Raw genomic sequence first — 1,892 nt, forward strand, 5'->3', positions numbered from 1 at the left:
GAACAGGTTCTGCGCGGCATCCTTGGTCGGCGGCTCGCCCGGACGCATCATCCGGTAGATTTCGACCAGGGCCTCGAGCTGCGTGCGCGTGTTGTCGATGCGCAGCGTGTTCGAGATGTACGCACCGCGATCGAGATCGTTCACGTACAGCGTCGGCACCGTCTCGATGCCGCCCTTGCGGAACTTCTCGAGGTGGTCGAGCGTGAGCTCGTCGTTCGCCGCAGCGATGATCTCGCCCGTGTCCTTGTCGACCATGTCGACGGCCACGATGCGGCCGACCGGGTAGTCGTCCGGCACTTCGAGCGTGGTGATCTTCTCGCTGGCGAGCTGGCGAACGTGGCGCGCAGTGATGCGCTTGCCGGCTTCGACCAGCACCTTGCCGTCGATCACGAGATCGAACGAGAGGGTTTCACCGCGCAGGCGCTCGGCGACGAGGTCGAGCGTGACGCCGCCCTTCTTGCCCAGATGGAACGTGTTGTGCTCGAAGAAGATCGAGAGGATCTCTTCGTTGTTGTAGCCGAGCGCGCGCAGGAGCACCGTCACCGGCAGCTTGCGACGACGATCGATACGGGTGAACAGCGCGTCCTTCGGGTCGAACTCGAAATCGAGCCACGAGCCACGGTAAGGAATCACGCGAGCCGAGAACAGGAGCTTGCCCGAGCTGTGCGTCTTGCCACGGTCGTGRTCGAAGAASACGCCCGGCGAACGGTGCAKCTGSGASACGATSACGCGCTCGGTGCCGTTGAYGATGAAGGTGCCGGTGTCGGTCATGAGCGGAATSTCGCCCATGTAGACCKMCTGCTCCTTCACGTACTTCACGGCTTTCTTCGACGCCGGGCTGTCCTTGTCATAGATGACCAGGCGCACGGTGGTACGCAGCGGCGCGCCGAAGGTCATGCCGCGGTTGCGGCATTCACGTTCGTCGAACGCCGGTTCGCCGAGCCTGTAGTCGACGTATTCGAGGGCGGCGTTGCCGGAATAGCTCGAAATCGGGAACACCGACTTCAGCGCGGCGTGGAGACCCTTCTCCTCACGCTGCTTGGAGCTGACCTGCTCCTGCAGGAMTTCCTTGTACGAGTCGGTCTGGATCGTCAGCAGGTTGGGCACGCCCAGCACGGGCGGACGCTTGCCGAAATCCTTACGGATGCGCTTCTTCTCGGTAAACGAGTAGGTCATGGTGGGTACCGCCTCGGTTCAGTAGCAAAAAATAGATCGAAAATCGGAGATCGAGATTCGACTGCAGGGCATCGCTACCCTCAACTCCCGATGTCCCATTTCCGATGGACGGAACATGGAACGTGGATCTGCAAACACGATCGGTCGAACACGGCCGGGAACGGCCAAAGCCCGGGGGCTTACGCCCCCAGGCTCACTTGACGCTTATCGAACTACTGGCGCGCAAAGCGCCGATTACTTGAGTTCGACCTTGGCGCCCGCAGCTTCCAGGTCCTTCTTGAACTTGGCAGCGTCGTCCTTCGAAGCAGCTTCCTTCACGACGCCACCGGCCTCGGTGAGGTCCTTGGCTTCCTTCAGGCCGAGGCCGGTGATGGCGCGAACGGCCTTGATCACGTCGACCTTCTTGTCGCCGGCGGAGATCAGGATGACGTCGAATTCGGTCTGCTCTTCAACAGCGGCAGCAGCCGGACCGGCAGCAGCGGCAACCGGAGCGGCGGCCGAGACGCCAAAGGTCTCTTCGATGGACTTAACCAGTTCCATGATTTCCATCAGGGACTTGGCCTTGATGGCTTCGACGATCTGTTCGGTGGTCAGGGTGGACATTGTTTCTTACCTTCTGAAATGGTTTCGGTATGGAAAGTCGACGGGATCAGGCTTCGACCGGGGCTTCTTCGGCGGCGACAACGTCGCTACCACCCTGCTGGTCGGCCACGGCC

1 protein-coding gene and 1 pseudogene are annotated in these 1,892 nt (G+C 61.4%); both read right to left on the minus strand.

The annotated features are described in order from the left end of the window. A pseudogene (gene rpoB / locus AC1DT2_RS22190) lies at positions 1-1,176 on the minus strand (DNA-directed RNA polymerase subunit beta); the annotation flags it as partial. Positions 1,177-1,410: 234 nt separating this feature from the next. After that, on the minus strand, positions 1,411-1,779 hold the full coding sequence (gene rplL / locus AC1DT2_RS22195; protein WP_046969517.1) for a 50S ribosomal protein L7/L12: 369 nt from the start codon (positions 1,777-1,779) through the stop codon (positions 1,411-1,413). Positions 1,780-1,892 lie beyond the last annotated feature (113 nt).

This window comes from Luteibacter sp. P4_E6, assembly GCF_056401535.1.

Excerpts from the sequence above, each read along its gene's own strand:
- rplL (WP_046969517.1), bottom strand. The coding sequence starts at position 1,779 with ATGTCCACCCTGACCACCGAACAGATCGTCGAAGCCATCAAGGCCAAG.